The organism is Phenylobacterium sp. (genome assembly GCF_030697925.1).
Classification (GTDB): domain Bacteria; phylum Pseudomonadota; class Alphaproteobacteria; order Caulobacterales; family Caulobacteraceae; genus Phenylobacterium.
The window spans coordinates 1-25,449 of sequence record NZ_JAUYOJ010000197.1; the positions used below are offsets into that span (position 1 = coordinate 1).

18 protein-coding genes and 1 pseudogene are annotated in these 25,449 nt (G+C 68.4%); 9 read left to right on the top strand and 10 right to left on the bottom strand.

Going from position 1 to position 25,449, the window contains the following annotated elements:
- Both Q8Q88_RS18875 and Q8Q88_RS18880 read left to right on the top strand, forming a co-directional pair.
- Nucleotides 1-472, top strand: a 472-nt coding sequence (locus Q8Q88_RS18875) for a nitronate monooxygenase family protein (RefSeq protein WP_305676729.1), incomplete at its 5' end; no start/stop codon positions are given.
- 8 nt (nucleotides 473-480) lie between these two features.
- Complete coding sequence (locus Q8Q88_RS18880; RefSeq protein ID WP_305676730.1) at nucleotides 481-2,172, top strand: alpha/beta fold hydrolase; 1,692 nt, start codon at nucleotides 481-483, stop codon at nucleotides 2,170-2,172.
- An 88-nt stretch (nucleotides 2,173-2,260) separates the two neighbouring features.
- On the opposite strand, the gene Q8Q88_RS18885 is transcribed toward Q8Q88_RS18880, so the two are convergent.
- Both Q8Q88_RS18885 and Q8Q88_RS18890 read right to left on the bottom strand, forming a co-directional pair.
- Nucleotides 2,261-5,368, bottom strand: a complete 3,108-nt coding sequence (locus tag Q8Q88_RS18885) for a TonB-dependent receptor domain-containing protein (protein ID WP_305676731.1) — start codon at nucleotides 5,366-5,368, stop codon at nucleotides 2,261-2,263.
- A gap of 405 nt (nucleotides 5,369-5,773) precedes the next feature.
- On the bottom strand, nucleotides 5,774-6,781 hold the full coding sequence (locus Q8Q88_RS18890) for a beta-eliminating lyase-related protein (protein WP_305676732.1): 1,008 nt from the start codon (nucleotides 6,779-6,781) through the stop codon (nucleotides 5,774-5,776).
- A 133-nt stretch (nucleotides 6,782-6,914) separates the two neighbouring features.
- On the opposite strand from Q8Q88_RS18890, the gene Q8Q88_RS18895 reads away from it, so the two are divergent.
- Nucleotides 6,915-9,236, top strand: a complete 2,322-nt coding sequence (locus Q8Q88_RS18895) for a PAS domain-containing hybrid sensor histidine kinase/response regulator (protein WP_305676733.1) — start codon at nucleotides 6,915-6,917, stop codon at nucleotides 9,234-9,236.
- Here Q8Q88_RS18895 and Q8Q88_RS18900 read toward each other — a convergent pair.
- Both Q8Q88_RS18900 and Q8Q88_RS18905 read right to left on the bottom strand, forming a co-directional pair.
- On the bottom strand, nucleotides 9,233-10,381 hold the full coding sequence (locus Q8Q88_RS18900; protein WP_305676734.1) for an epoxide hydrolase family protein: 1,149 nt from the start codon (nucleotides 10,379-10,381) through the stop codon (nucleotides 9,233-9,235). The genes Q8Q88_RS18895 and Q8Q88_RS18900 overlap by 4 nt on opposite strands.
- 49 nt (nucleotides 10,382-10,430) lie before the next feature.
- Complete coding sequence (locus tag Q8Q88_RS18905) at nucleotides 10,431-11,030, bottom strand: TetR/AcrR family transcriptional regulator (RefSeq protein ID WP_305676735.1); 600 nt, start codon at nucleotides 11,028-11,030, stop codon at nucleotides 10,431-10,433.
- Between the two features lie 90 nt (nucleotides 11,031-11,120).
- Between Q8Q88_RS18905 and Q8Q88_RS18910 the strand changes: the two genes are divergently transcribed.
- Genes Q8Q88_RS18910 through Q8Q88_RS18920 form a run of 3 tightly spaced genes read left to right on the top strand, consistent with a single transcriptional unit; the run spans nucleotide 11,121 to nucleotide 14,002 of the window.
- A complete protein-coding gene (locus Q8Q88_RS18910) occupies nucleotides 11,121-12,170 on the top strand; it encodes a DUF2855 family protein (protein WP_305676736.1) in 1,050 nt (349 codons plus the stop codon).
- 24 nt (nucleotides 12,171-12,194) lie between these two features.
- The gene (locus Q8Q88_RS18915) at nucleotides 12,195-13,583 is read left to right on the top strand and encodes a carotenoid oxygenase family protein (protein ID WP_305676737.1); all 1,389 of its coding nucleotides are present in this window, start codon (nucleotides 12,195-12,197) and stop codon (nucleotides 13,581-13,583) included.
- A 44-nt stretch (nucleotides 13,584-13,627) separates the two neighbouring features.
- Complete coding sequence (locus tag Q8Q88_RS18920; protein WP_305676738.1) at nucleotides 13,628-14,002, top strand: nuclear transport factor 2 family protein; 375 nt, start codon at nucleotides 13,628-13,630, stop codon at nucleotides 14,000-14,002.
- Here Q8Q88_RS18920 and Q8Q88_RS18925 read toward each other — a convergent pair.
- Both Q8Q88_RS18925 and Q8Q88_RS18930 read right to left on the bottom strand, forming a co-directional pair.
- Nucleotides 13,999-14,679 carry an energy transducer TonB gene (locus tag Q8Q88_RS18925; RefSeq protein ID WP_305676739.1) on the bottom strand — a complete coding sequence of 227 codons (681 nt, stop codon included), beginning with the start codon at nucleotides 14,677-14,679 and terminating at the stop codon, nucleotides 13,999-14,001. The two genes, Q8Q88_RS18920 and Q8Q88_RS18925, sit on opposite strands and share 4 nt — an antisense overlap.
- Nucleotides 14,680-14,681: 2 nt before the next feature.
- Nucleotides 14,682-16,754, bottom strand: coding sequence for a TonB-dependent receptor domain-containing protein (locus tag Q8Q88_RS18930; RefSeq protein ID WP_305676740.1), 2,073 nt, complete (start codon nucleotides 16,752-16,754; stop codon nucleotides 14,682-14,684).
- A 162-nt stretch (nucleotides 16,755-16,916) separates the two neighbouring features.
- On the opposite strand from Q8Q88_RS18930, the gene Q8Q88_RS18935 reads away from it, so the two are divergent.
- On the top strand, nucleotides 16,917-17,717 hold the full coding sequence (locus Q8Q88_RS18935) for a DUF4198 domain-containing protein (RefSeq protein ID WP_305676741.1): 801 nt from the start codon (nucleotides 16,917-16,919) through the stop codon (nucleotides 17,715-17,717).
- Between the two features lie 8 nt (nucleotides 17,718-17,725).
- A complete protein-coding gene (locus tag Q8Q88_RS18940; RefSeq protein ID WP_305676742.1) occupies nucleotides 17,726-18,190 on the top strand; it encodes a hypothetical protein in 465 nt (154 codons plus the stop codon).
- Nucleotides 18,191-18,196: 6 nt separating this feature from the next.
- On the opposite strand, the gene Q8Q88_RS18945 is transcribed toward Q8Q88_RS18940, so the two are convergent.
- The 4 genes from Q8Q88_RS18945 to Q8Q88_RS18960 all read right to left on the bottom strand — a co-directional run bounded on the left by Q8Q88_RS18945 (nucleotide 18,197) and on the right by Q8Q88_RS18960 (nucleotide 24,682).
- Nucleotides 18,197-19,693 carry a serine hydrolase gene (locus Q8Q88_RS18945; protein ID WP_305676743.1) on the bottom strand — a complete coding sequence of 499 codons (1,497 nt, stop codon included), beginning with the start codon at nucleotides 19,691-19,693 and terminating at the stop codon, nucleotides 18,197-18,199.
- A gap of 28 nt (nucleotides 19,694-19,721) precedes the next feature.
- Complete coding sequence (locus tag Q8Q88_RS18950) at nucleotides 19,722-20,267, bottom strand: class I SAM-dependent methyltransferase (protein WP_305676744.1); 546 nt, start codon at nucleotides 20,265-20,267, stop codon at nucleotides 19,722-19,724.
- A 252-nt stretch (nucleotides 20,268-20,519) separates the two neighbouring features.
- Entirely contained in the window at nucleotides 20,520-23,279 is a 2,760-nt protein-coding gene (secA, locus tag Q8Q88_RS18955; protein WP_305676745.1) for a preprotein translocase subunit SecA, read from the bottom strand.
- A 227-nt stretch (nucleotides 23,280-23,506) separates the two neighbouring features.
- Nucleotides 23,507-24,682, bottom strand: coding sequence for an acetyl-CoA C-acyltransferase (locus Q8Q88_RS18960; protein ID WP_305676746.1), 1,176 nt, complete (start codon nucleotides 24,680-24,682; stop codon nucleotides 23,507-23,509).
- A gap of 153 nt (nucleotides 24,683-24,835) precedes the next feature.
- On the opposite strand from Q8Q88_RS18960, the pseudogene Q8Q88_RS18965 reads away from it, so the two are divergent.
- A pseudogene (locus Q8Q88_RS18965) lies at nucleotides 24,836-25,449 on the top strand (peptidylprolyl isomerase); the annotation flags it as partial.

Genomic DNA, 25,449 nt, shown 5'->3' on the forward strand with positions numbered 1-25,449 from the left:
CGCCTCGGGCGGCTTCGGCGACGCGCGCGGCCTGGTCGCGGCCCTGGCGCTGGGCGCCGAGGGCATCAACATGGGCACCCGCTTCATGGCGACCAAGGAAAGCCCGATCCACCAGGCCATCAAGGAGCAGATCGTCGCCAATGACGAGCGCGCCACCGACCTGATCTTCCGCACCATGCACAACACCAGCCGGGTGGCGAGGAACGCCGTCAGCCAGCAGGTGGTGGCGCTGGAGAAGCAGGGCGCCAAGTTCGAGGACGTGCGCGAGCTGGTCGCCGGCACGCGGGGGCGCAGCGTCTATGAGGTCGGCGACAACGACGCCGGCATCTGGTCGGCCGGCCAGATCCAGGGCCTGATCCACGACATCCCGTCCTGCGAGGAGCTGATCCACCGGATCGTCGCGGAGGCCGAGGAGATCATCAACAGCCGCCTGGCGCGGATGGTCGGCCACCGCCAAGCCGTGCCCGCCTGACGCCACGGGTGACGGCGACACCCCAGGGCAAGGCCAACATCTCCCTGGTCGTGGAGGCGTTGTACGCCGTCGCGGCCGAACCCGACCGTTGGGACCAGCTGGTCGAGGCCCTGGGCGGGGCCTCGGCCGACGGCGCGGCCCAGGCCGACGGCGCCGCGCGGATCGCGGGCACTGTCCCCGAGCGCGCCGATCCCGCCGCGGCCACCCAGGCCGGCGTGGTGCTGATCGGCCCCAGCGGCGGAGCCATCGCCTGGAACGCCGGGGGCGCGGCGGCCTTCCAGCAACGACTGGGCCTGGTCGAGGCCCGAGGTCTGAGGTTCTTCAATCCCGCCAACCATGAGGCCCTGGACGCGGCGCGACGACGGCTGCGCGAGACGGCCGGCGGCCAGGTGATCGTCAAGTTCACCCAGGCCGACGATGAGGCCCCTCACTTCGCCTATGTGATCCCGGCCCGGGCCCTGCCGACGGCTCTGGCCGCCGACCTTCCGCCGCTCGGCGAGCTGGGGGAGGGCGTCGTGGCGGTGCTGTTCCCGGCCGTGGAGACCACCGACCGGCTGTGGGCGACCATGCGCGACAGCTTCGGACTGACCCCGGCCGAGACGCGCGTGGCGGCCCGGCTGAAAGACGGCCTGACCCTGAAGGAGGCCGCCGACGACCTGGCGATCAGCGTCAACACCGTGCGCAACCAACTCCGCGCCGTGTTCGACAAGATGGGCCTGAACCGCCAGAGCAAACTGGTGCGGGCGCTCACCCAGCTGGGCTCGCTGTCCGACGCCTTCGGCCAGGAGGCCCCGGCCGCCGCTATCTCGGCCACGGAGCGCGGCGCCTTGGCGACCGCGCCGCCGATCCGGTTCTTCCAGCTCTCGGACGGACGCCGGCTGGCCTGGCGCGACTATGGGGATCCCCAGGGGCGCCCGGTGCTGGTGTTTCATCAGGGCCTGGGCTGCAGTGTCCTGCCGCGAGGCTCCGATGTGCTGGCCCGGGACCTCGGCCTGCGTCTCATCGCGCCGGAACGACCCGGCGCCGGACGCTCCGACCCGCGGTCCAACTTCAGCGTCCAGGGGGTCGGTCGCGACATGGCGGAGCTGGCCGGCGGTCTGGGGCTCGGTCGAGTGCGGATCGCCGCCTTCATGTCGGGCGCGGCCTTCGCCCTGATGGCCGCCGCCGAACTCGGCGCGGGCGTCGATCGGGTCCTGCTGGCCTCCGTGCGGCCCTCGGGCCAGATGGTCGAGACCGAGCACGACGCGGGCCATCCGGGGGTGCTGTTCCGGCGGCGGATCCTGCGCAACGCCTGGCTGGCTGACACCCTGTTCGCCCTGATGCGGATGCAGCTTAATCGCCGGGGGATCGAGCGCTTCGTACGGGCCGCGGCCTCGGCGCCCAGCGACGCGGCCTATCTGGCCGCGCACCCGGGCGTGATGGACTTCATCGTCGACTATATCGGCGAGTCCCTGGCCGTGACCCATCGCGGCATCGCCGACGAGGTCCGTTGCGCGGCCAGGAGCCCCGACCTCGATCTCTCGGGTCTGTCGGCGCCGATCAGCGTCTGGCATGGCGCCGACGACGCCATGACCAGCGTCGACCAGGTCAAGGCCTGGCTGGGCGGCCGGGCCGCGGAGACGCGGGTCTTCGCCGGGACCGGCCACTTCCTGCCCCACAAGCACTGGCCCGAGGTCCTGGGCTGGCTGGCTGAGGAGTAGGGTCCAAAACAAAACCGCCGGCGTTGACGCCGGCGGTTCCGTTGCTCTCCAGCTAGGTCGTCCGCATCGAGGCGGACGACCCTAGGCTCTAGAATCGGGCCGTCAGGCCTACCTGATAGTAGCGGCCGATGAAGTCGTACGTGCCGTATGCATTGGCCGAGTTCGTCGCACCCCACGGCGGCTCCTTGTCGGCGACGTTGCGCACGATGAAGCGGAGCTTGAGGTTGTCCATGCCGACGCCCATCCGCTCGGCAAGATCGTCGAGCTTATAGGTGAAGGCCAGATCGTGGAGGATATAGCGCTTCACGGTCAGCGGGAGGCGCGTCTCCGGGGTGAAGTCGTTGTTGAACTCCGACTCCCCGATGTAGTTCATCGTCCAGATCACCGAGAACGGGTCGCGGAGATAGGCGCTTTCCAGCTTCCAGCGGAAGTCGGCGTTGCCGATCTCGTTCTTGTCGTCATTCAGGTCGAAGCCGAGGCCGGTGACCGAGGTCTCCTGCTTGTTCACGTGGAACAGGTCGAAGTTGAAGTTCAGGCTGCCCGGATTGCCGCCCAGCCAATCCTGCATGTCGGACAGGTCGGCGAGATTGACGTTGTAGTCGATCCCCAGGGTGAAGCCCTGGAAGTGGGTATAGCCCGCGTTGATGAAGCCGGTTTGCGGACCGATCGAGGTCACGCCCCCACCGTTGCTTTCGCCGTTGGTCAGGATCTGGCCCTGCCGTGAGGCGGCCAGGGCCGAGGTCCCGCGGAGAAAGCGGTTGCACGCGTCGGCGGGCGGGTTGGGCGAGTCGTAGCAGACCTGCAGGATCGAGGTCAGGTTGAAGTTCGAGATGGCGTTGGTCAGGTCGATATTGACCCAGTCGAACGAGATCGCGAGGCCGGGAGCGAACGACGGCTGATAGACGAAGCCCGCCGACCATTGCTCGGCGATTTCGTTTTGCAGATCCGGGTTGCCCGAGGTGTTGCCTTGGGCGGTCGCCGCCTGGATCTGCGAGGTGAGCGAGAAGTTGGCGGGCAGGCCCAGGGCCTGGAACGCCGCCTGGCAGTTCGCCCGGCGGGTGGCCGGGTTGGGGCCGGTCCCGATGTTGCGGAAGTCGCAAGGGTCGGTGGCGGTGATGAAGCTCGTCGCGTTCGGCAGGTTGACTTCGGTGATCGCCGGGGCGCGGAAGGACCGGCTCTTTTGGGCCCGAAGCAGCAGATCCTCGACCGGATACCAGCGCAGGCCGTAGCTCCAGGCCTTGTCCTCGCCGGCCTGGCTGTGGTCGATCTTGCGGTAGGAGCCCTCGAGCTCCAAGCGGTGGAGGCCCGGCAGGGTGAAGTCGCCGCCGAAGATCGGCGCCAGGCCTTCGACGTACATTTCTTTGGTGTCGAACTTGCCTTGCAGGTTGGAGATGGCGGCCGAACGGCCGACGCCCAGTTCCTGCGGCGCGTTGGGATTGAAGTCGGACTTCTCGCGGCGATACTCGTAGCCGACGTTGAAGCTCAGGGGGCCGGCCGGCAGATCGATCAGCTCGCCGCCGAAGTTGCCTTCATAGACCGTCTGCAGCAGCGCGAAATCGCTCTGGAACCGCACGCCGACATAGTCGAGCGCCGCCTGGCTGGGCGAACCAAGACCGAACATGTTCAGCGGGGCGCAACCCGCCGCGCGCGCCGCGGCGTCGCGGCACACAATGGCGCCGCTGGCGTCGCGAACGGCGTCGATCGCCTGCAAGAACCGGCTCTGGATGATGTTCGGACTGGAGAAGCTGCCCTCGGAACGACCGAAGTTCGCCGACACGTTCCAGTAGAAGGAGCGGTCGAGCAGATCGAAGTCACCTTCGAGTCCGGCCACCGTGCGCAGGGTTTCGCCCTCGGCTTCGGTCTTGTTGTTTCCGATATCGACCGAGGCCCGCGACAGGAAGAAGAGGGCGTCGCCGGGCGAAGCCGCGTCCGCGGGCAGGGCCGTGGGTTGGGAGAGCAGGGCCGCGCGCGTCGCCGCCGGCAGGAACGGATTGGAGGTCGAGAACCGCAGCGAGGCCGAATTGCCGCCGAAGAGCGGGGCGTTGTAGATCGGCTGGTTGAACGGCTCTTCCGACTTGAACGAGCTGTAGAACAGCTCGCCCTTCACCCGAACGCGCTCGGTGATGTCGTAGCGGGCGAAGCCCGTCGCAACGTGGCGGTCGACCGGCGACTGCAGCGAGCTGAGTTCCCCGAGATTCAGGCCGTTACCGCCGGAGGCCACCGAGGCCGAGTAGAACGTGCCGGTGCTGTAGGGGATCAACGCGCCGCCCGGGCCGAACTGCGCCGTCACCCGTTGGCCAGGATTGGTGGGATCGACGATCGTGAGCAGACCCGAGAGGACCGAGCTGCCGGTGCGGAAGGGCAGGCCACCCGTGGTGACTTCCGGGATGCGGCGATTGAGGATGATGATCGCGCCGGGGATCGCGTCGGTCCCGCTGGTGTTTTGCGGGTTGACGGCGAAGGTGAGCTGGCGCGCCGTGACCGGGCGATCGGTAAAGCCCAGCGGTGACGTCTCGTTGTACTCGTAGCTACCGGCCAGGTTCAGTCGACCGTCCAACAGATTCGTGCCGGCGGTGATCCGGGTGCGCCACGACTCGGCGTCGCCCCGCTCGGAAACACCGTACTGGCCATCGAACTCAAGGCCTTCGAACTCTTGCTTGGTGATGATGTTGATGACGCCGGCGATGGCGTCCGAGCCGTACACGGCGCTGCCGCCGGCCTGGATGGTTTCGATGCGGTCGACCAGGCCGGTCGGGATGACGTTCAGGTCGACCTGACCCCCCGCGCTGGCGCCGGTGAAGATGGACGCCGGGTTGCCGCCCACGAAGCGGCGGCCGTTGACCAGGGTCAGGGTGCGGTTCGAGCCGAGGTTGAAGATGTTGATGAAGTTCCGGCCAACACCAAAGGAGCCTTGGTCGCCGATCGGGCTGACCGGGATACCGGTCGAAGGCAGGTCGTTCAGCGCGTCGGCGACGTTGGTGTAGCCGCGTTCGTCCATCGCCACGCTGGAAATGATCTGGATCGGCTGAACCGAAGTCAGGTCGGCGCGGCGGATGCGCGAGCCCGTGACGACGACTTCGTCGACGTCCACTGCGGCCTTGTCGGTCGTCTGGCTTTGCGCGAACGCCGTACCCGGCAGCGCCAGGCAGGTGACGGCTGCCGATCCGAGCAGCACGGTGCGAAGGAGGTTGTTCATATGGCTTTTCATCTGGCCCCCCGGCCTTGGGATGAACGAGAGGTCGCCGGATGGGTGTTCCGACGCCGCGTTTGATTTCGCCGTTTGGCGCGCCCAGCCATTTTCATCGACGCCATGAGGCGAGGACGGTCGTGGATCGCGTCGCTACGGGAGTGCCGAACCCTGTCACGCAGGTGTTACGTCGGCAACGGTAGGTGGTGGCGGTCGCCGGCGTTTCCGCACACTAATTGCACGAAATGTGGCGAGTGCGTCGTTCCTGTCACACAAGAATGACATGATTGGGCCAATCCATGCCCGCGTTACGTTACGTCCCGAAAGTCAATTTCCCGGACCCTCGGCGTAACGAAAGCCCGGTGGCGGGCTCGTCGATTCTCGAGCCTACGCCCTTGGAATTGGCGGGATGCGTCAGGTCAGGGCGGCGAGCGCCGCGCCGAGCTCGTCGACGGCGTCGGGCGTGGTGGCCCAGGAGCACATGAAGCGGACGGAGCCGTCCAGGAACCGGTAGACGAACCAGCCGCTCGCGTGCAGGCGCCGCAGGGTGGCTTCGTCCATCTCCACGAAGACCGCGTTGGCCTCGACGGGATGGCGCAGGGGGAAGGGCATGAGGCCGGCCAGGCGCCTGGCCATCGCGTTGGCGTGCGCCGCCCGCTCGACAAAGGCGTCACCCTCAAGCATGCCGATGAACGGCGCGGCGTAGAACCGGCCCTTGGAGGGAAGCTGGCCCGCCTGTTTCAGGCGCGCGTCGAACCGGTGGGCGAGCTTGCGGTCGAAGATCACCACCGCCTCGCTGGGGCTCATCCCCGCCTTGGTCCCGCCGACCACCAGGATGTCGACGGCAAGATGCTTGATCCGGGTCAGGTCGAAGCCGGCCGCCGCGGCGTTGGCCAGCCGCGCGCCGTCCAGATGGACGCCCAGGCCCTTGGCCTTGGCCGGGGCGATCAGAGCGGCCAGGGCCTCGTGCGAGTAGACCGTGCCGTATTCGGTGGCGTTGGTGAGCGACAGGGCGGCCGGCGATTGGCGGTGGGCGACGTCGCGTTCGCCGAGCGGTCCGGCCAGGGCCGCGAGATCGATCCGCCCGGAGGCGCCGGTCAGGCCGACCAGCCCCATGCCCTGGCCGAAGAAGCCGGGCGCTCCGGTCTCGTCGGTGCAGACATGGGCGTGCTCGTGGGCCAGCACCGCCTCGAACGGTCGGCACAGGGCCGCGAGCGCCAGGGAATTGGCCGCCGTGCCGGAGGCGACGAACCGCACTTCGGCGTCGGCGTCGAGCAGCTTGCGCACGGCGTCGGCCCCGCGCGCGCTGATGGGGTCGGATCCGTAGCCGGGCGTGAAGCCGGAATTGGCGGCGACCAGCGCCGCCATCGCCTCGGGGGCGGCGGGCGCGGCGTTGTCGGAGGCGAAGTCGTAGCGGGCCATCGGACCAGGGTTCTAACGGGCTTGGCCGCAAAGTGGGAACGGGTTTCGCGCGACCCTGGCGGCGTTCACCAAACGGCGGGGAATTTCTGCTTTCTTCACGGGATTCGCGGCATCGTTCCCGGGGGAGCGCTGGATGGACGTCGCACGAGTACCGGATCTCAGTTCACGGCTTGCGGACTTGGTGCGCACGACCTCGCGCGGGATCATGCTTTGCGACCGGGACGGGCGGATCGAGTGGGTGAACGACGGGTTCGTGGAGCTCAGCGGATACAGCCTGGACGAGGCGGTGGGCCGCAGGCCGGCGGACTTCCTGCAGTGCCCGGAAACCGATCCCCAGACCATCGCCCAGATGTCCGCGGCCGCCGGCGAGGGGTTCCGGGTCGAAATCCTGAATCGCGCCAAGAACGGCCGCACCTACTGGATCGACCTCGACGTTCGGCCGAGCTTCGACGCCCATGGGGTGCGGATCGGGTCGGCCTCGGTGCAGACCGAGATCACCGCCGCCCACGAACTTCAAGGCCGCCTCAACGCCACGACCGTGGCGTTGCGCCAGGCCGGCGCCCTAGCCCGACTGGGCGGCTGGGAAGTCGACCTGAAGGCGCGCGTGGTGCGCTGGAGCCCCGAGTTGGCCCGGCTGCTCGGCCGCACAAGCCTAGTGGAGTCGCACCTCGACTCCCTGGAGCTCTATGACGCCACCGACCGCGACCGCGTGCGCGAGCATCTCCTGGAGGCCGTCCGCACCGGACAGCGAGTCGATTTCGAATCTCCGGCCATCACCGGCGCCGGCGAGCGGATCTGGCTGCGGGTGATCGGCGAACCCGAAATGGTCGACGGCAAGTGCGTGGCCCTGCACGGCGCCAGCCAGGACGTCACCGCCCAGCGCGCGGCCATGGCCGAGCTGGCCGAGTCGGAGCGCTTCGGACGCGGAGTGATCGACGGCCTGGCGGCCATGCTGATCGTGATCGACTACTCCGGGGCGATCATCGCGGCCAATTCGGCCTTCAGGAAGCTGGGCGCCGAAATCGTCCAGAGCGACGTCTATCCCATGGGCCGCAACCTGTTCGCCGTCCTGGCCCGCCTGCCGGGCGGGCATGGCCGGGCGCTGGAGCGCGGGGTCCGCGCCGTGCTGGGGGGCCACAAGGACAGCTTCGTGCGGGCCTATTCCAGCCAGTCGGGCGAATGGTTCCGGATGACCGCGGCGCGCTTCGCCGGCGAGGGACCGGTGCGCTGCGTGGTGATCACCCAGTCGATCGAGGACATCAAACGCTCGGAACGGCGGTTGAAGGTGGTGAACGTCCGGCTCAAGCGCGCCCGCGACGAGGCCAACGCCGCCAACCACGCCAAGTCCGCCTTCCTGGCCACCATGAGCCACGAGATCCGCACGCCGCTGAACGGGGTGCTGGGCATGGCCCAGGCCATGGCGCGTGACGAACTGCCCGAACGCCAACGCGATCGCTTGACCGTGATCCGCCAGGCCGGCGAGACCCTGCTGGCCCTGCTCAACGACCTGCTGGACCTTTCGCGTATCGAGGCCGGACGCCTCGATCTGGAGGATGGCCTGATCGACGTGGCTTCGCTGATGCAGGGGGCCCAGGCCACCTTCACGACGCTCGCCACCGAGAAGGACGTTTCCTTCGCCCTGGACGTGGCGCCGGAGGCGGCCGGCGTCTGGCGCGGGGATCCCACCCGCATCCGCCAGATCGTCTACAACCTGGTCTCCAACGCCGTGAAATTCACCGCTCGCGGCGAAGTGTCCGTCTCGGTCGTCCACGACGGGGCGAACCTTGTGTTCGAGGTCGCCGACACGGGGCCCGGCATCGCCGCCGGCCGTCTGGGGGCCCTGTTCCAGAAGTTCGTCCAGGAGGACGCCTCGACCACCCGGCGCTTCGGCGGCTCGGGCCTGGGCCTGGCGATCTGCCGGGAGCTGGCCAGCTTGATGGGCGGCGACATCTCCGTCCGCTCGACGGTGGGCGAGGGCTCGGTGTTCACCGTGCGCCTCCCGCTGGTCCGCGCCGAGAGCCACGCGCAGGCCGTCCCGGCTGACGAGGCCGAGCCCGGCGCCGACATGGGCGAGCTGAGGATCCTCGCCGCCGAGGACAATCCGATGAACCAGCTGGTGCTGAAGACCCTGATGGCCCAGATCGGCGTGGAGGTCCGCTGCGTGGACGATGGCCAGGCCGCCGTCGCCGCATGCGCCGCCGAGGCCTGGGACGTGATTCTGATGGACGTCCAGATGCCGGTGATGGACGGACCCACCGCCACGCGCCTGATCCGCCAGCGGGAACTGGAGCTGGGTCTGAAACGCACGCCGATCATCGCGCTGACCGCCAACGCCATGGCGCATCACCAGGCTGAATACCTGGCCGCCGGCATGGATGTGCTGGTGCCCAAGCCCCTGGAGCTGGACCGCCTGCTCGCCGCGATCCAGGCGACGCTGGACGACGGGTCGGTCTAGGCCCCGCGGCCCCATTCCAGCACATCGGCCACGAAGAGGCCGGGCTCCTCCATCGCCGCGAAATGGCCGCCGCGCGGCTGGTCGGTCCAGCGCACGATGTTGTAGGCCCGCTCGGCCCAGGCCCGCGGCGGGGCGGTGTAGAGCGGTTCGCCGGGGAAGTTGGCGAAGGCGGTCGGGGTCTCGCAGCGCTCGCCGTCGTTCAGCGCCACGCCGCCCTCCTCAAGGAAACCACGGTAGTACCAGGCGCCGGTCGCGAAGCTGTCGGTCATCACATAGATCATGATGTTGGTCAGCAGGCGGTCCTTGGGATGGACCTGGTCGAAGGACTTCTCGCGCAGGTCGGACCAGTCGTGGAACCGCTCGGCGATCCAGGCGGCCTGGCCCACCGGGTTGCCCGCGCCCATCCAGGCCAGGGACTGGGGCTTGGACGCCTGCAGCCGGAAATAGGCGCCCATCAGGTCCATCATCGCGCCCTGGCGGGTGATCCAGGCGACCTCGGCCTCGTCCTTCGGCCCGCCGAAGGGGCGAAAGGCCATCATGTTCAGGTGGATGGCGGTCACGTTGTCGGCGTGTTCGCGGCCGAGCCAGGACGTGACCATGGCGCCCCAGTCGCCGCCCTGGGCGCGGTAGCGCTGATAGCCCAGCACGTCGGTCATCAGGGTGTTGAACAGCCGCGCCGTGGTCCTCTGACCGATGGGGCGGCCCGGCTTGGACGAGAACCCGAAGCCGGGCAGGGATGGGATCACCAGGTCGAAGGCGTCCTCCGCCCGACCGCCGTGGCGCGATGGGAAGGCCAGCTTTTCGATGGCGCCCCAGAACTCGTAGTGCGAGCCCGGCCAGCCGTGGGTCAGGAGCAGCGGCCGCCGGCCGCCGGCCTCGCCGACCACGTGGAGGAAGTGCAGGTCATAGTCCTCGACCCGGGCGGTGAACTGCGGATAGCGGTTGAGGTCAGCCACCGCCGCGCGCCAGTCGTAGCGGTCGGTCCAATGGGCGCAGAGGTCCTTCAGATAGGCCCCGTCGCAGCCATAGGCCCAGCCGTCGGGAACGTCGGGGACCGGCGGCCAGGGATAGGCGCGCACCTGGTCCAGCACGGTCTGGACCTCGGGCTCGCCCCAGCGGACCTCGAAGGGCGTGATCTTGCTCATGGCGTTCCCCGATTTTGCGGGGCAGTTGGGCGTCTTGCCGTCGGGGCCGTCAAGCGCCCGGGCGCAGACCCTTGGCGAGCGCGCCGTTCATGTGGCGATGCAGGCCGCGCGCGGTTCCCGCCGGCAGCTTGCCGGCCAGCTCCAGCCCGACGGCGCCGTGGGCGGCAGCCCAGAACATGCGGCCGATCTCCTCGGGATCGCCAGCCAGGATGCCCTCGGCGATCAGGTCCTTCACATAGGAGGTCTGGGTCGCCCGCGCGCGCAGGGCCGCGGCCACCAGGTCGGGATAGTTCTCCTCGTGCGGCTGGTTCAGATCGAACATGGCCTTGTAGGTCTGGGGATGCTCGAAGGCGAAGGTCACGTAGGCCTCACCCACCGCAGCCCCCTTGGCCCGCACGCCCCTGGCCGAGGCGTAGGCGCCTTCCAGGGCGTCGGCGAAGCGGTTGAAGCCATTGGTCCGCACGGCGGCCAGGATGTCTTCCTTGTCGGCGAAGTAGCGATAGGGGGTCATGGGGCTGACCCCCAGCTCCGCGGCCAGCTGGCGCATGGTCACGGCGTCCGGTCCCTTCTCCGCGAACAGCTTCTCGGCCACCTGGCAAAGGCGTTCGCGGAAGTCGGCGACATCGGACTCGGACAGGACGCGTGGCATTTGTGGACTCAGGCAAAGAAATCGCTTGCCCAGGCCTAACTCTTACGCAATAAATTTACAACGTAAAAAGGCGAAGTGGAGCGCGACACGATGGCTGCCTGGGACATCCTGGTCGATCGCAAGGACCTTCGCCGCATCGAAATGCGCCCGGCGCCCGATCCCGCGCCACTCGGCGAGGGCGAGGCACGGCTGGAGGTCGAGCGTTTCGCGCTCACCGCCAACAACATCACCTACGGAATCATCGGCGACAGCTTCGGCTACTGGAAGTTCTTCCCGGCGGCGGACGGGCTGGGTCGCATCCCGGTCTGGGGCTTCGCCAAGGTCGTGGAGTCCAGGGCCGCCGAGATCCCGGTCGGTCTGCGCCTGTTCGGCTACCTGCCCATGTCGACCCACTTCACGGCCCGGCTGACCAAGGGGCGGCACGGCTATGTCGACGCCGCGACCCATCGCGCCGAGCTGCCGCCCACCTACAACGCCTATGCCGAGGCGCCGGCTGACGCCCTGGACGACCATCGCGCCCTGCTGCGGCCGTTGTTCATGACCTCCTGGCTGCTGGACGACCTCCTGTCGGATGATGCGAACGTGGCCTCCCTGGTGCTCTCCAGCGCCTCCAGCAAGACCGCCATGGGCCTGGCCAGCCTGGCGCGAAAGCGCGGGGTGGAGGTCATAGGCCTGACCTCGCCGGGCAATGCTGATAAGCTCGCCCAGTTCGGCCTCTACGACCGGGTCGTGACCTATGACCAGCTCGACAGCCTGTCGGCCAAGGCGCCGGCCTCCTATGTCGACTTCGCGGGAAATCCGCAGGTGACCCGCGCGGCGCACACGGCGTTGGGCGATGGCCTGACCCGCAGCCTGATTGTCGGCGTCACCCACTGGAAGGACGGAGGGGCGGCGGGCGACCTGCCGGGCCCGACGCCCACCCTGTTCTTCGCCCCCGACCAGATCCGCAAGCGCGCCGCCGAATGGGGCGCCGGCGAACTGGACGCCCGGTTCGACACCGCCCTGCGCGGTTTCGTGGCCGAGGCAGACTGGCTGAGCCTCACCCATCACACTGGCCCGGACGCCCTGATGGCGGCCTATGCCGACGTCCTCGAGGGCCGTGCGCGGCCCGACGAGGGTCACATCATTCGACCGGTCTAAGCCGGCAACCGCGGGAGACGCACCATGGACGGCGACGTTCGCATCAATCCCTATCTGTCGGGCAACTTCGCCCCAGTCCGCAGCGAGGACGACTTCGATCTGGAGGTGGTGGGCGAGATTCCCACCGGCCTGAAGGGCACGCTCTACCGCACCGGCCCCAACCCGCAGTTCGACCCGCGCGGCGACTATCACTGGTTCAGCGGCGACGGGATGATCCACGCCTTCCATGTGGAAGACGGCAAGGTGACCTATCGCAACCGCTATGTCCGCACGCCGAAGTGGGAGCTGGAGAACAGTCAGGGTCGGTCGCTGTTCGGCTCGTTCGGCAACCCGATGACCACCGACCCCATGGCCATAGGCAAGGACAGCGGCGTGGCCAATACCAATATCGTCCACCATGCCGGCCGGTTGCTGGCCCTCGAGGAAGGCCACATGCCCTTCGAGATGGCCGCGCGGACCTTGGAATCGAAAGGCTATGTCGCCGACTATCTCGGCAAGGTCACCGCCCACCCGAAGGTCGACCCCAAGACCGGCGAGATGATCTGGTTCGGCTATGGCGTCGGCGACATGCCGCTGTCGGCGGGCATGAGCTACGGCGTCACCGACGCCGCGGGCAAGGTGGTCCGTCGCGACGACTTCCAGGCGCCCTTCGCCGCCATGGTCCACGACTTCATGGTGACGGAGAACTACGTCCTCTTCCCGATCCTGCCGCTCACCGCCAGCCTGGAGCGGGCCATGAGCGGCAAGCCGGCCTTCGCCTGGGAGCCTGAGAAGGGCGGCCGCGTGGGCGTCATGCGCCGCGACGGCGACGTCGCCTCGATCCGCTGGTTCAATGTCGAGGCCTGCTACGTCTTCCACCCGATGAACGCCTTCGAGCAGGACGGCAAGATCATCGCCGACGTCATGCGCTACGACAGCGCCCCGCTCTTCCCCCTGGCCGACGGCTCTCCCGGCCGGAAGACCGCCGCGCGCCTGGTGCGCTGGACCCTCGACCTCGACGGCGGCAGCGACGCCATCAAGGAAGAAGCCCTTGACGACCTGGACGGGGAGTTCCCCCGCTTCGACGACCGGCTGTCGGGCCTGAACTATCGCCACGGCTGGTACGCCGCCGATCCGACCAACGCCAAGACCATCAAGCAGACCGCTATCGCCCACCTGGACCTTAAGACCGGCAAGCGCCAGGTCTATGAGCTGAACGGCGGCGACATGACCTCCGAGCCGGTGTTCACCCCGCGCTCGGCCGACGCGGCCGAAGGCGACGGCTGGGTGTCCGCGGTGGTCTGGCGCGCCGGCGAGGACCGCAGCGACTTCGTGGTGTTCGAGGCCCAGGACATCGCCAAGGGCCCGATCGCGGTCGCCAAGCTGCCCCGCCGCGTGCCCTTCGGCTTCCACGGCAACTGGGTCGCCGGCTAGAGCGCACCCTTGCCCGGAGCGTCCTGGGACACGATGGTCGCGCCATGACCACGCCCCAGGACGCCATCCGCGCTCGCCGCAAGCTGACCAACAAGCTGATCGCCGCGCACGACGCCGCGCGCCTGCGCCCGTTCCTGGCGTCCGACATGAACCTGATTTCGGGCGAGGGCGGCCTGTTGATCGGGGCCGACGCCGTGCTGCAGGCCTTCGCCGCCCAGTTCAACGATCCCAGCTTCGTCACCTATGTACGGACCACCCGTATCGTGATGCTCGACGCCGAGGGCGTCCGCGCCGCCGAGGCCGGCGACTGGGTCGCCACCTGGAAGGACGCGGGCTCCTCCGGGACCTATCTGGCCGTCTGGAAGAAATCGGTGGGCCAGTGGGTCATTGAGAGCGAGACCTTCGTCACGCTCACCTAGCGCTGCAGCGAGAACTCCACCGGCGTGGAGACCTCGATCCGCTCGCCGCGTACCGAGTGCGGCGCGCCGGGGAAGGGGTTGGAGCGATCCAGCATGGCCATGGCCTCGGCGTCGAGGCTGGCATGGCCGGAGCTGCGCACCACATCGCCGGTAAGCAGGCGGCCCTGGCGGTCGACGGCGAAGGCCACCTCGACGATCCCCTCCTCACGCCGCATCCGGGCGCGCTTCGGATAGGTCTTGTGCGCCTCCAGCCAGGCGCGGAGCTGGGCGGCGTAGTTCAGGCTCTCGCCGCGCGGCGCGTCGAGATCAAGGCCCTCGCGGGTTCCAGCCCGCTGGGCGACCGGCGCCGGCGGGCGCGAGGTCGGAGCCGTGCTGGGCGGCGCGGGAGCCTGCGCCATCGCCGGCTGGGCGGGCGCGGCCACGTCTTCCGCCGTGGGGGCGGTCGGCGCGGCCTGGGGTAGGCTCGGCGCGGGCTGCCGGGGGAGGCTTTCAGCCCGCGCCGAGGGGGCCGGGGTCGATATCTCGCCACCCCGGACCGCGACCAGTTCGGCGGTCATGATCAACTCCTCCCGCATCGGTGGGGCCTCCGCGCCCGTGCGCATCACCAAGGCGATGAGCCCCAGGTTGAACGCCGTGGAGGCCAGGCCCGCCAGGAGCCGGATGCGGGCGGAGGTCATGGTCAGAAGGTCCGGGCGAGGCTGACCTTGAAGGTCCGGCCCTCGGCGTCCAGCGACGACAGGTGACGGCGGAACTGCTTGTCGAGCGCGTTGTCGACCGCCAGCCGCACCTCCAGGCCTTCCAACGCCCCCTCCTGGGCCTTCCAGGTCAGGAACAGGTTGTGCACCCCGTAGCCCCCGGTGCGCAGGGAAGGCGTGGCGACCTCGTCCTGGTCGGCGGCGAACTCGCCGCGCCAGCCCAGGGTGATTCCGCGCTCGGCGAGGCGGTAGCCCAGGGTGAGGTCCAGCTCGTCGGCCGGGATGGTGTTGAGCGGAAGGCCGGTGATCTGGTTGTCGCCGTCGATCATCGCCAGGCCGGCGCGGGCGAAGAAGCCGCGGGAGGCGTATTCGGCCTCGATCTCGATGCCGCCGAACCGCGACTCCCCGACGTTGACGAAATAGGGCGCGCCGGCCGTGCCGCGGGTGATCAGATTGGAGACGTCGTTGCGGAAGGCCGTGGCCTTGATCCGGATGGCGTCGCGCTGGGCGAAGACGCCGTCCAGCGAGAGGGTCGCGCCGACCTCGAAGTTGTCGGACTCCTCGGGCTTGAGGTTTAGGTTGAAGTTCGAGGCCGCGGCGCTGGTGCGGCTGTAGATCTCGTCCAGCACTGGCATCCGCACGGTGCGCGCCACCGATCCGAACACAGAGACCTGGTCGGTGAGGGCGTACATCACCGCGAGCTTGGGCGAGGCGGCGGTGTCCTCGACCACGGTGCGGGTGGTGACGCCGGCGCCGGGCTTGAGCTTGGTCTTGTCGACACGGACGCCGGGAATGATGGTCAGCTTGTCCGACCAGATCAGCTCGGCCTGGGCGAAGGCGCCGTACTTGTCCAGGTCGCCTTCGGGATGGGTGGCCGCGCCGGGCGTGATCGTCCCTGCCGCGGTGGTCCGCGGATTGCGCCGCTCCTGCTGGTAGGCCTGCAGGCCGACGAACAGGAAGCCGGTCCAGTCCGGGCCCATGTCGAAGCGGGAGGTGTTCTCGATCCGCGCCTGGCGGGTCTTGTAGGAGAACTCCGAATAGGTGACGCTCGGCAGGAAGGTGGTCTCGCGCTGCTCGACCTTGGAATTGGCGAACGAGATCTGGGCCTTGAGATCGAACAGCTTGCTGCCGCCGAAGTCGTTCTCGTAGCCGATCACCGAGGTGACGTCGTCGACCTTGCGGCGCACCGGCGTGGTCCCGAAGGCCTCGGCCTGGTCGTAGATCTGGACGCTGTCGGAGAGCCAGTTCTGGTAGGAGGCCCAGAGGCTGTGGCCCTTGTCGCCGCCGAAGTTGTAGCGGCCCTTCACCAGATACGAGTCGGACGTGGCGTTGGACGGGATGACGGTCTTGCCGTCGCCGCTCTCATAGTGGTCGGCCCGGCGGGTGGTGTAGACGGCCAGAAGGTCGAGGTTCTCGGTCGGCTTCGCGGCCGCGATGGCCGAGCCGAACCGGCCGTTGGAATTGGTCTCGTAGCCGCCGCGCAGGCGCAATGCGAACCGGCCGCCCTCGGTGAGGAAGTCCGAGGCGTCCTTGGTGGTGAAGTTGATCACCCCGGCCAGGGCGCCCGCCCCGTAGAGGGTGGAGGAGGCCGGTCCGCGCAGCACCTCGACCCGCTTGTAGAGCTCGGGCTCAGTGAACAGCGCGCCCATCCGGTACTGCTCGTAGAACTTCGTCACCCCGTCGATCTGGGTGAGGATGCGGCTGTCGGAATCAGCCAGGCCGGTGCCCAGGCCGCGGATGTTGAAGCCCTGGCCCAGCGCGCTGACCCCGCCCACGGCGCTGACCCCGGGGATGGCCTCCAGCAGGTCGCCTACTGTGGTGGCCTGGGCTTGGTCGATGTCGTCCTGGTCGAGCGCCGTCACCGCCTGGGGCGTGTCGATGGCGACCTTCTCGACGCCCGCCGAGACCACGATGCGGCCGAGCGAGAGCTGGGCTGCGGCTCCGTCTTCGGTGCGGGGCTTGGGATGGGGCGTCTGGGCCTCGACCGCGCCGGCCGCCAGGAGGCAGGAAGCCCCCGCCAGCAGCGCCGCCCTACGTCGCCAAACCGATCCGCCCATTTGTCTCTCCAAAAACTAGTGCAAATGCGAGTTAATCGCATATCATGCGCGTGACGCCCCCAAGGCGACCGGCGAAGGGGTGAATGACCCATCGCAAAGGTAATTGCAAGTGAGTCTCAATTGCATTAATCGACACCATCAATGAAGCAGGGGATGCGACCGATGAACCGACGAAGGATGGGCTGGATCGCCGGGGTGGGCCTGCTGGCCCTGGCCGCGCCGGGGGCGGCGCTGGCCCACATGCCCTATCTGCTGCCCAACCTGTTCGACACGGTCGAGCGCGACCACGTGACCGTGCAGGCGAGCTTCACCGAAGAGCCCTTCGTCCCCGAGGTGGTGATGAAGTCCAAGGCCTTCCACGTCCTGGGCGCGGGCGGGCGGACGCCAATCACGGCGGTGACCTATCTGCGCGACCTGGCGGTGTTCGAGGCCGCGATCCCGGCCAAGGGGACCTTTCGCATCTCCTCGGGCGAGCGGTTCGGGCGCAAGGGCAAGATGTTCAAGGCTGCCAATGGCCGGTGGGAGATGACCGGCGAGGGCGCCGAACGTCCCGCCGGCGTCGAACTGGTCGACGTCCAGAGCATGACCCTGGCCGAGGTCTATGTGAGCCGCGGCGCGCCGACCAGCGAGGCGCTGGCGGTGACCGGCAAGGGCCTGGAACTGAAACCGATCACCCATCCCAGCGCGATCTTCGCGGGCCAGTCGGCCCGGTTCGAACTGAGCTTCGAGGGCAAGCCCGTCCCCGGCGCCGACGTCGAGGTCTACCGCAGCGCCGGGACCTATGACGGCCGCAAGAAGCTGGACGGGGCGATCCGGACCGACGCCAAGGGCGGCTTCGCGATCACGCCGCCGGACGCGGGGACCTACCTGGCCCTGATCCGCCACCGCACCACGGCTCCGGCCGGGGCCGAGACCCCGTACCGCAGCTACAGCTACACCCTCACCTTCGAAGCCACCGAATAGGACGACCCATGACCGCCCTGCGCCTTCCCCTCGCCATGACGGCGGCCCTGCTGGCCCTGTCCGCCACCTCCGCCCAGGCCGCGCCCCACGAGCACTCGGCCTTCATCGCCGACTACGACCTGGACAAGGACGGCAAGGTCACCGCCGCCGAGTTCAAGACCGTCCGCGACAAGCGCTTCGCCGTGATGGACATCTCCAAGGACGGCGGCCTCGACGAGGCCGAATATGTCGGCGAGTACGAGGGGCGGCTCAACGCCCAGCTCGCCGCCTCCACCGAGAGCGCCGAGCGCAAGGCCGAGGAGCGGGTCCGCCAGATGCGCCAGGCCCATGTCCGCTTCGGCGTGCTCGATAAGGACAAGGACAACAAGATCTCGGCGCAGGAATACGCCGCCTCCGGCGGTCGCGCCTTCGCCGAACAGGACGGCGACAAGGACGGGGTGATCACCGCCGGCGAGAAGAAGGCCGGCGCCTGACCGCGGCTATTTCGCGGCCGCCAGCGTGTAGGCCTGCAGGCCGACCGGCGTGGTCGGCGCGAGCAGGACCCGAGCCTGCAGGCGGCCCTTCTCGCAAGAGTAGCTGATCGTCCCGGACATCGCGGTCTCGGCCGCGATGTCCGGGGCCGGTTGGCAGGCGCCAAGTTCGGCCTTGAGCATGCCGAGCTCGGCGTTGCGATGGGCCGCGTCGCTGTCCAGCAGGACGTTCATGGCGAGGCCGTCCCTGGCGGCCATCACGTCGCCGGCCGCGTAGATCTTCGCGACGATCGCGGCGGCCTCGTTCAACCTCTCGCTCGGCGGCGTCGTCCGCGCCGGGAAGGCTCCGGACTTCACCAGCAGCACCGCGGCGTCGCGCACAGCGGGCGCGGCGCCGGCATAGGTGCGGTTGGCGAAGGCGAAGACGCCGAGCCCGCGCTCGGGCAGGAACAGCACGTTCGAGCCGTAGCCGGGCAGGCCGCCGGAATGAGTGAAGTGCGGCCCCAGCACGCAGTCGGCCAGGACGATCATCCCCATCCCATAGACCCGCGCCCGGTCGCAGGCGGCGGGGTCGGCCTTGTCAGAGCGGGGGATGACGGCGGGGAAGTTGGAACCCTGGGCGATCTCGCGCACCGAGCCGCGCTTCAGGATCGCATCTTCCGTCCCGTCGCGCGCCGGCCAGGCGGCGAGCACCCAGGCGACGTACTTCGCATAGTCGTTGGCGCTCACCGCCAGCCCGCCCATGGCGCCGAACACGCCGGGACCGAGGGTCGGCTCCTCCACCCAGGCCTCGTCCTCCCACCGATAGCCGATGGCGCGGTGTTCGGCCGGAATCTTGCCGACGTCGTAGGTCGAGGCGGCCATGCCCAGCGGTCGCAGGATGCGGCTCTCGATATAGGCGTCATAGGGCCGCCGCGAGACATTGGTCACCACCTGGCCGGCCAGCGCATAGCCGAAGTTGGAATACTCCATCGCCATGGCCGGGGGCCGGGAGAACGGCACGCCGGCCCTCAGGAACCGTGAGAAGTCGGCCTCGCTCATGGGAAGCTGGCGGTCGCCCCAGGGGTCGTCGGTGACGAAGCCGCCGGTATGGTTCAGCAGGTCGCGGACCCGGATCTTGGGGCTGTCCGTGGTGGGGTAGCGCAGGCCCTCCAGTTCCGGGACCAGGGTCTCGGCCGGGGCGTCCAGGGAAAGCTTGCCCTCGTCGCGCAGCTTCAGCACGGCCAGCGCCGTGAAGTTCTTCGACATGCTGGCGATGCGGAACACGCTGTCGGGGGTCACAGGCCGCTTGGCCGCGGTGTCCTGCACGCCCATGGATTTCACATAGGCCAGCTTGCCGTCGACCACGACGCCGAACACCAGGCCCGGCACATGCCTCTCGGTGGCGAATTTCTCGAAGATCGGGTCGAGTTGGGCGTAGGCAGTGGTGCGATCAGGCGCGGACTGGGCGACCGCGGGCGCGGCCAGCGCCACCGCCATGAGCAATCCCGTCAGCAGCGCGCGCATTCCCAGTCCTCCGGCCGAAGCGGTGAGACTAGCCCAACAACTTGCGCAGGAAACCGCGATTCGGCGGGCGGGGCGGCGTGTCGCCGGAAAGGTCCGGCATGCCCAGCTTCCTCGAGACCAGCACCTCGATGTACTCGGCCTGGATGCCGCGGGAGGCGTCGTCGATGGTCCAGATGGTGGTGGAGAGGCCCCTGGCCTGGTCCCAGTAGGCGGCGATGTCGTAGCCCCAGTCGATGGTGACCAGGGAGCCGTTGGGATCCATGGGGTTGCCGTGGAACACCGGCTCCAGCAGGTGCTGGACGGTCCCGTCGGGCCTGCGGCCGGCTCGACGGACAGAGGGCCTTTCCTTGTTCACGATCGGCACGGTGCAGATGTGCAGCCCGCCGGGCTTGAGGGTGCGGGCGATCTCGGCCAGCGCGCGGTCGGGGGCCAGGACGTGCTCCAGCACGTCCTGGGTCACCACCAAGTCGAAGCTTTCGTCGGCGAACGTCTGGGCCTCCAGGTCCTGAGAGGTCCAGCCGTCCTCGGGCGGGCCGGACCCCCAGGGCATGGTCGGGTCGTACTGGCTGGCCACATAGCCGGGCGCCTCGGCCAGGCGGCGGCTGGCCGCCGTGCAGGGCGAGCTCTCGTGGATCGCCAGCTCACGCCAGTTCGGCCGCAGCTGCGTCAGGACCGAGAACAGCGCCCGCTCACGCGGCTGGGCGTTGCAGGTCAGGCAGAGATAGTGGTCGCGCAGCCATTCGTCCCTGGAGGCGAAGGTCGAGGCCTGTTCGCAGACCGGGCAGAACCCCTCGACCTTCAGGACGAAGCCGTCCTTGTCCGGTATCTAGATCAGCGCGCCGTGGCAGTGCTTGAACTTCTTGCCCGACCCGCAGGGACAGGGCTGGTTGCGGCCGGTCTGTTCCCAGTCGTCCGGCAGGGCCGAGACGGGCAGGGCCTGGCGCTGGTCGGCCGACAGCCCGTCGGGCAGGGCGCCCATCATGGCCGCGTTCTCGCCAGTCAGCGGGTCCAGGTGCACCTCGGTCAGGCCGGTGAGCGGCATGGGCTCGGGTTCGGCGAACTGGAACTCCACCGTCATCAGCCAGCGGGTGACGTTCTGGCGCAGGTCGACCAGCAGCTTCTCGAACAGGGAGAAGGCCTCGGTCTTGTACTCGTTCAGCGGATCGCGCTGGCCGTAGCCACGCAGGCCGATGACGTTGCGCAGGTGGTCCAGGTGCATCAGATGCTCGCGCCACTGCAGATCGATCATCTGCAGCAGGAAGCTCTTCTCGATGGTGCGCATCTGGTCGGGGCCGAGCATCTGCTCGCGCTCGGCGGCGCGGGCGTCGGCGGCCTTGGTCAGGCGCTCCTGGATCTCCTCATTGGCGATGCCGTCCTCGGCCGCCCAGGCGGCGATCGGCAGGTCCAGGCCCAGCAGTTCGCGGGCGCGTTCTTCCAGCCCGACCACGTCCCACTGCTCGGCATAGGCCTTGGGCGGCAGGTGGCGTTCGACCAGGTCCTCGATGGTGTCCTGCCGCATCTCGCCGATGATCTCGGAGAGGTCGACGGCGGTCATGAACTCGGCGCGCTGCTCGAACACCGCCTTGCGCTGGTCGTTCACGACGTCGTCGTACTTCAGCAGGTTCTTGCGGATCTCGTAGTTGCGCTGCTCGACGCGCTTCTGGGCCGTGGCGATGGCGCCGTTCAGCCACTTGTGGGTGATCGCCTCGCCTTCCTGGACGCCGAAGGTGCGCATGATCGAGTCCAGCCGGTCGCCGGCGAAGATGCGCAGCAGGTCGTCCTCGCAGGAGAGGAAGAACTTCGAATGGCCCGGGTCGCCCTGACGGCCGGTCCGGCCGCGCAGCTGGTTGTCGATCCGCCGGCTTTCGTGGCGCTCGGTGCCCAGCACGAACAGCCCGCCGGCCGCCAGCGCCTGTTCCTTCAGGCCCTTGATCTCGGCCTCGATCTCGCTCTTGCGGGCGATCGCGGCTTCGGGGGTCACCTCGATGCCGAGGCCGCGCTGTTCTTCCTGCCACTTCAGGACGCGCATATCGATATTGCCGCCGAGCTGGATGTCGGTGCCGCGGCCGGCCATGTTGGTGGCGATCGTCACCGCGCCGGGAATGCCGGCGTCGGCCACGATCAGGGCTTCCTGTTCGTGGTAGCGGGCGTTCAGCACGTTGTGCGGGATGCCCTTGATGGTCTTGCCATTCTGCTCGAGCTTGTGGGCCTTCAGCAGTTCGGAGAGTTGTTCCGACTTCTCGATCGAGACCGTGCCCACCAGGATCGGCTGGCCGCGGGCGTGACAGTCCTCGATCTGCTTGAGGATGGCGTCGTTCTTCTCACGGGCGGTGCGATAGACCTCGTCGTCGTCGTCCTTCCGCGCCACCGGGCGGTTGGTCGGGATCTCCATGACGTCCATCTTGTAGATGTCGCCGAATTCCTGGGCCTCGGTCGACGCCGTGCCGGTCATGCCCGACAGCTTGGCGTAGAGGCGGAAATAGTTCTGGATGGTGACCGAGGCCAGGGTCTGGTTCTCGGGCTGGATGTGGGCGCCTTCCTTGGCCTCGATGGCCTGGTGCAGGCCCTCGGACAGGCGGCGGCCCTGCATCATGCGGCCGGTGAACTCGTCGATCAGGATCACCTCGCCGTCGCGGACGATGTAGTCCTTCTCGCGCGAATAGATGACGTTGGCGCGCAGGGCCTGGTTGACGTGGTGCACCACCGAGACGTTGGCCGCGTCGTACAGCCCGGTGGTCTCCTCCTCCAGATGGCCGCCGGCCAGGAGGATCTCCTCGATCTTCTCGGCGCCTTCCTCGGTGAGGATGACCTGGCGCTGCTTTTCGTCGAAGTCGTAGGTGGTCGGGTCCTTGATGAGCTCCTTCACCAGGACGTCGATGGTCTTGTAGAACTCGGAACGGTCTTCGGTCGGACCCGAGATGATCAAGGGCGTGCGCGCCTCGTCGATGAGGATGGAGTCCACCTCGTCGACGATCACGAAATTATGGCCCCGCTGGACCATCTCCTCGGCCTCGTAGACCAGGTTGTCGCGCAGGTAGTCGAACCCGAACTCGTTGTTGGTCCCGTAGGTGATATCGGAATTGTAGGCGGCCTTGCGCTGCCCCTGGCTCAGGCCATGGACGATGGTGCCGACCGACAGGCCCAGGAACCGGTAGACCTGGCCCATCCAGTCGCCGTGCAGCTGGGCCAGGTAGTCGTTGACGGTGATGACGTGCACGCCCTTGCCGGGCAGGGCGTTCAGATAGACCGGCGCGGTGGCGACCAGGGTCTTGCCCTCGCCGGTGCGCATCTCGGAAATGCCGCCCTCGTGCAGGACGATGCCGCCGACCAGCTGGACGTCGAAATGACGCTGGCCCAGCACCCGGCGCGCGGCCTCGCGCACCACGGCGAAGGACTCTTCCAGCAGCTGGTCCAGGGTCTCGCCCTTGGCCAGGCGATCACGGAATTCCTGGGTCTTGCCGCGCAGTTGCTCGTCGGAAAGGGCGTGGATCGCAGGTTCCAGAGCGTTGATCTTGGCGACGCGCGCCGCCATCGCCTTGACCTTGCGGTCGTTGCTGGAGCCGAAGAACCGTTGGAAGATGCTCAAGGGAAAATATTCCGGATAATGCGGGAGGGGCCCGGCGCGGCTCTTCAAGTCCTTCGCCTGCCCGGAGATTCCGCTCTTTTCAGGGCGCGCGAGACTTAAGCAGCGCCCCCCCAAGTGTCAACGCGGCGACTGCTCACGCGCGAATACGAAATAGCCCTCCCGGTGAGGGGAGGGCTTTCGTTTTCCTCTCCTGCGAAGCGGGGGAGGAAGGAGGGTCGTCGAACAGCTTAGTTATAGACCTCGAACAGGCCCGCAGCGCCCATGCCGCCGCCGATGCACATCGAGACCACGGCCCACTTGGCCTTGCGGCGCTGGCCTTCCTGCAGGACGTGGCCCGCCAGGCGCGCGCCGGTCATGCCGAAGGGGTGGCCGATGGCGATGGAGCCGCCGTTGACGTTGTACTTCTCCGGATCGATGCCCAGGAAGTCGCGGGCGTAGAGGCACTGGGAGGCGAAGGCCTCGTTCAGCTCCCACAGGTCGATGTCGGAAACTTTCAGCCCGTGGCGTTCCAGCAGGCGCGGCACGGCGAAGACGGGGCCGATGCCCATCTCGTCGGGCTCGCAGCCGGCGACGGCCCAGCCCTTGAACGCGCCCAGGGGCGACAGGCCGGCCTTCTCGGCGGCCTTGGAGTCCATCAGCACCACCGCGGCGGCGCCGTCGGAGAGCTGGCTGGCGTTGCCGGCGGTGATGAACTTGCCCTCGCCGCGCACCGGCTGGAGCTTTTGCAGGCCTTCCAGGGTGGTGTCGACGCGGTTGCACTCGTCGCGATCGACCACGTAGTCAACGACGCTTTCTTCCTTCGTTTCCTTGTTGACCACCTTCATCTTGGACTTCATCGGGACGATTTCGCCCGAGAACTTGCCGCCCTGCTGGGCCGCGGCCATGCGGCGCTGGCTTTCCAGGCTGTACTCGTCCTGGGCCTCGCGGCTGATCTTGTAACGCTCAGCCACGATGTCGGCGGTGTCGATCATCGGCATGAAGATGGCCGGATATTCCGAGACCAGGCGGGGATCGACATTGTCCTTGCCGGCGCCGCCGCCGGGGATGCTGATCGACTCCACGCCGCCGGCCACGACCACGTCGGCGCCGTCGTTGCGGATGTAGTTCGCCGCCGTGGCGATGGTGTTCAGGCCCGACGAACAGAAGCGGTTGATGGTGACGCCCGAGGTGGTGATCGGCAGGCCGGCCAGCAGCCCCACCTGACGGCCCAGGTTGCCGGCGCCGTGGGCCACATTGCCCATGACCACGTCTTCCACCCTCGCCTTGTCGAGGCCGGAGCGCTCGACCGCGTGCTTCACCGCATGCGCGCCCATGGACATGGTCGGCGTCATGTTGAACCCGCCACGGCCGGACTTGGCCAGGCCCGTGCGGGCATACGAAACGACTACGGCTTCACGCGTCATGGAAATATCCTCCCTGAAAATATAGTGCCCCTGACGTTCGTCATGGGGATTGGCGCCATCATGGATCGGCGGCGACCTTTGCATCCCGGGCCTGAAATGGCTAGGGACGGGCGGGCCCTCCAGTCCGGTTTTTGCATTCGAGGTATGGTCCCCATGGCGCACTCGGCCACCCGTCGCGTTCGGCACGCGCTCAGCGCCCTCGCGGTCATGCTGATCGCCAGCTTCATGCTGGCGGCCTGCACCAGCCAGACCGGGGCCGAGCGACCGCCGGAGCCCGGCGACGTGGCGGTTGCCGAGGTCGACGGCAAGACCGTGTGGACCTCCGACGTCAAGCGTGAGGCCGTCGCCCAGGGCCTGATCGGCGAGGGTGAGCCGCTGGACGCCTCCTCCGACCTTTTCCGCCGGGTGCTGGACGAGGTGGTCGACCAGTAGCTGCTGGCCACGGTGGCGCTGAAGCGCAAGCTGGACCAGGATCCCAGCGCCCAGAAGCGGCTGGCCGCGGCGCGCGAGCGCATCCTGGGCGACCTGCTGGTGGAGAGCGTGGTCTCCGCCGCGGTCAACGACACCGCCATCCGCGGCCTCTCCCCGGAGCAGCGGAAGCTCGCCAAGCAGTCGGAGGAGCTCCGCGCCCGCCAGAGCGTGGTGGCGACCCAGGTGGACGCCGAGTCGATCAAGAAGCTACTGACCCCCGGCGCCTCCTTCGAGGCCCTGGCCATGGAGCGCTCGACCGATGCGGCCACGCGCTTCAACGGCGGGGACCTGGGCTA

Bases quoted from the DNA above. Each gene is read 5' to 3' on its own strand.
- Q8Q88_RS18885 (WP_305676731.1), bottom strand. From the start codon at position 5,368: ATGAACAACCTCCTTCGCACCGTGCTGCTCGGATCGGCAGCCGTCACC.
- Q8Q88_RS18890 (WP_305676732.1), bottom strand. From the start codon at position 6,781: ATGGCCCGCTACGACTTCGCCTCCGACAACGCCGCGCCCGCCGCCCCC.
- Q8Q88_RS18895 (WP_305676733.1), top strand. From the start codon at position 6,915: ATGGACGTCGCACGAGTACCGGATCTCAGTTCACGGCTTGCGGACTTG.
- Q8Q88_RS18900 (WP_305676734.1), bottom strand. From the start codon at position 10,381: ATGAGCAAGATCACGCCCTTCGAGGTCCGCTGGGGCGAGCCCGAGGTC.
- Q8Q88_RS18905 (WP_305676735.1), bottom strand. From the start codon at position 11,030: ATGCCACGCGTCCTGTCCGAGTCCGATGTCGCCGACTTCCGCGAACGC.
- Q8Q88_RS18910 (WP_305676736.1), top strand. From the start codon at position 11,121: ATGGCTGCCTGGGACATCCTGGTCGATCGCAAGGACCTTCGCCGCATC.
- Q8Q88_RS18915 (WP_305676737.1), top strand. From the start codon at position 12,195: ATGGACGGCGACGTTCGCATCAATCCCTATCTGTCGGGCAACTTCGCC.
- Q8Q88_RS18920 (WP_305676738.1), top strand. From the start codon at position 13,628: ATGACCACGCCCCAGGACGCCATCCGCGCTCGCCGCAAGCTGACCAAC.
- Q8Q88_RS18925 (WP_305676739.1), bottom strand. From the start codon at position 14,679: ATGACCTCCGCCCGCATCCGGCTCCTGGCGGGCCTGGCCTCCACGGCG.
- Q8Q88_RS18930 (WP_305676740.1), bottom strand. From the start codon at position 16,754: ATGGGCGGATCGGTTTGGCGACGTAGGGCGGCGCTGCTGGCGGGGGCT.
- Q8Q88_RS18935 (WP_305676741.1), top strand. From the start codon at position 16,917: ATGAACCGACGAAGGATGGGCTGGATCGCCGGGGTGGGCCTGCTGGCC.
- Q8Q88_RS18940 (WP_305676742.1), top strand. From the start codon at position 17,726: ATGACCGCCCTGCGCCTTCCCCTCGCCATGACGGCGGCCCTGCTGGCC.
- Q8Q88_RS18945 (WP_305676743.1), bottom strand. From the start codon at position 19,693: ATGCGCGCGCTGCTGACGGGATTGCTCATGGCGGTGGCGCTGGCCGCG.
- Q8Q88_RS18960 (WP_305676746.1), bottom strand. From the start codon at position 24,682: ATGACGCGTGAAGCCGTAGTCGTTTCGTATGCCCGCACGGGCCTGGCC.